The organism is Tunicatimonas sp. (assembly GCF_049647865.1).
GTDB lineage: Bacteria > Bacteroidota > Bacteroidia > Cytophagales > Cyclobacteriaceae > Tunicatimonas.
On the sequence record NZ_JBARYM010000810.1, the window covers coordinates 1 to 2,341 of the forward strand.

Genomic DNA, 2,341 nt, shown 5'->3' on the forward strand with positions numbered 1-2,341 from the left:
GCTTTCAGAAAAAAAACGACGCTGGAATATGGAGTAGAACATCCGGCGTGGTCATATTTTCCAGTGACTAGTTTTGAAGCAAATTATCATACCCAAACATTATATGGTTCCGCCTTTGTTCCGTATCTTGAGCGCAAACCCGATTCAGTATTTATTGCCGATGGCTCAGAAGTGACTGTTCGGCAGGGGAGTAAGATTGTATTAAAATGAATTCAGCGAAAAGAAAAAGTTAAACAAAGATAGCCGGTTATTCAGGAACACCTTTAGCTAAGAAACTTGTCCTCGGAAGCGGATTTGAAATAAAGACTATCCGAATCTAGTTTTATAACTTTACTTTTCAGCTAAAAGTAGGTGGCTATGCAAAACAAAAAGATACTGATTATAAACGGACACCCCGATCAGGAAAGCTTCAGTTACGGAATTTCGGAAGCGTACAAAGCCGGGGCGGAGAGCTCCAGTGCAGAAGTTAAAGAAATCAGAATTAGAGAACTAGAATTTAATCCCAACTTGCAGTTTGGCTACCGAAAACGCACCGAACTCGAGCCTGATTTATTGCGCGCTCAAGAGTGGATTAAGTGGGCCGATCACTTGGTATGGGTGTATCCGGTTTGGTGGGGGTCAGTACCTGCTATTATGAAGGGGTTTATTGACCGGGTGTTTCTTCCCGGATTTGCTTTTAAAAAAAGAGAAGGGTCAGTTTGGTGGGATAAATTTTTGGGTGGAAAAACTGCGAGGTTAATTTGCACTTTAGATCAACCCGCTTGGTACTACCGAATAGTATACCGAAGCCCTAGCCATTATGCAATGAAAAAACTGACTATGCAGTTTGTAGGAGTAAAAAAAGTAAGGATTACGACCATTGGGCCAATACGCTTATCTAAAGATACATTCAGAAACAAATGGCTGCGGAAGATAGAAGCGTTAGGAAGACAAAATAAGTAGTCGTTAATAATATCGCTTCAACCTTAAGGATTCAATTCATAGATTAATGAAAACAAAGAAGACAGTAGCCCTAGTAGCTCATGATAATAAGAAACCTGATCTACTTGACTGGGTGCGGGAGCACATAGACTTAATGGTCAACTACCAATTGTATGCTACCGGTACAACTGGCAAATTTTTGGAAAAAGGAACGCAAGATGTAGGTAGTCTTCAAATACAGAAGCTGTTGAGTGGACCACTAGGAGGTGATCAGCAAATTGGAGCCAAAATCGCTGAAGGCGAAATTGATTTTTTAGTCTTCTTTTGGGACCCACTAGAGCCCCAGCCCCACGACCCTGATGTGAAAGCCTTGCTTCGGATTGCGGTTACTTGGGACATTCCGTTTGCTTGTAACCGAGCGTCGGCTAACTTTTTATTTTCCTCTGCCCAGCAGACTGACAGTTATCAGCGCAAAGATCCTGATTTTACTAGTTACTTACAGCGGTCGGTACTTCGTAATGCATAAAAAAACCCCAGTTTAACCGGGGTCCAGCATTAAGCTATACAGCAAATTGACTTTCTAAACGTTCATCAGAGATTCGCGACGACGCATCTTTCCGGCAGGAATACCGAACATCATTTTGAAGCGACGGCAAAAGTAAGCAGTATCTTTATAACCCACTTCTTTACCAATTTCACGAATGCTCTTTTTAGTCGTTCGCAGTAAGTTAACCGCGTGTTCCATTCGCTGATATTCAATATAATCTTGCGGGTTAATTCCGGTCAACATTTTGAAGTACTGTCCTACATAGTCTTCCGAGACATTTGCTACGTTCGCTAGCACTTTGTTAGAAAGATCGCCACCGATATTGTTCTTGATGTAAGCGAAGATATCGATCAACCGAGGATCTTTAAAGTAAGTGCTATTGGTAGCTAGTTGCTCTACAAACATTCGGGTTTCCAGAATATGGCGAACAATCTCAATTACCAGTCGCTCGGTGCTAATTTTAATGATCCGGTCTTTTCCAGGGGTTTCGGAGTTATTTTCGCCCGTAATATCCTTAATGATCTCTACAATTCTTGGATTGCCCTTAATCTCAAAGGGAGGAATATCTAGCGAAGCGAAGAAATTAACCGAATCAAAAACCTTGGCTTCAAAATTAATAAAGCTAAAATTCTCAACCTCAAGTTTGGTGATATCAGTTGTTTCTAACGACTGGAAGTATAACTCTTTATTATTGATAAAGTCATCATTTGATAAACTTACCGGATCGCCGGAACCATAGGTGATAGACATCATTTTTCCACCAGGGATGAAGAGAATGCTTTCATCTGACACAACATCCTCATCTTCTCCGTAGTGAATTTCACCCCGGTTTAGAATAATGATGGAATTCTCGACATCGTAATAGTTCTGAAT

At 41.1% G+C, this 2,341-nt stretch carries 3 protein-coding genes and 1 pseudogene; 3 read left to right on the forward strand and 1 reads right to left on the reverse strand.

What is annotated here, in order from left to right; genetic code table 11:
- The 3 genes and pseudogenes from WBA23_RS23355 to WBA23_RS23365 all read left to right on the forward strand — a co-directional run.
- Positions 1-210, forward strand: a pseudogene (locus WBA23_RS23355) (DUF2071 domain-containing protein); the annotation flags it as partial.
- A gap of 147 nt (positions 211-357) precedes the next feature.
- Entirely contained in the window at positions 358-942 is a 585-nt protein-coding gene (locus WBA23_RS23360; RefSeq protein ID WP_424584688.1) for an NAD(P)H-dependent oxidoreductase, read from the forward strand.
- Positions 943-988: 46 nt separating this feature from the next.
- Positions 989-1,447: a methylglyoxal synthase gene (locus WBA23_RS23365; RefSeq protein ID WP_424584689.1), complete on the forward strand. Its 459-nt coding sequence runs from the start codon at positions 989-991 to the stop codon at positions 1,445-1,447.
- 54 nt (positions 1,448-1,501) lie between these two features.
- Here WBA23_RS23365 and WBA23_RS23370 read toward each other — a convergent pair.
- Positions 1,502-2,341 (reverse strand): helix-turn-helix domain-containing protein (locus WBA23_RS23370; RefSeq protein ID WP_424584690.1); only part of this gene is annotated, 840 nt, incomplete at its 5' end.

Bases quoted from the DNA above. Each gene is read 5' to 3' on its own strand.
- WBA23_RS23360 (WP_424584688.1), top strand. From the start codon at position 358: ATGCAAAACAAAAAGATACTGATTATAAACGGACACCCCGATCAGGAA.
- WBA23_RS23365 (WP_424584689.1), top strand. From the start codon at position 989: ATGAAAACAAAGAAGACAGTAGCCCTAGTAGCTCATGATAATAAGAAA.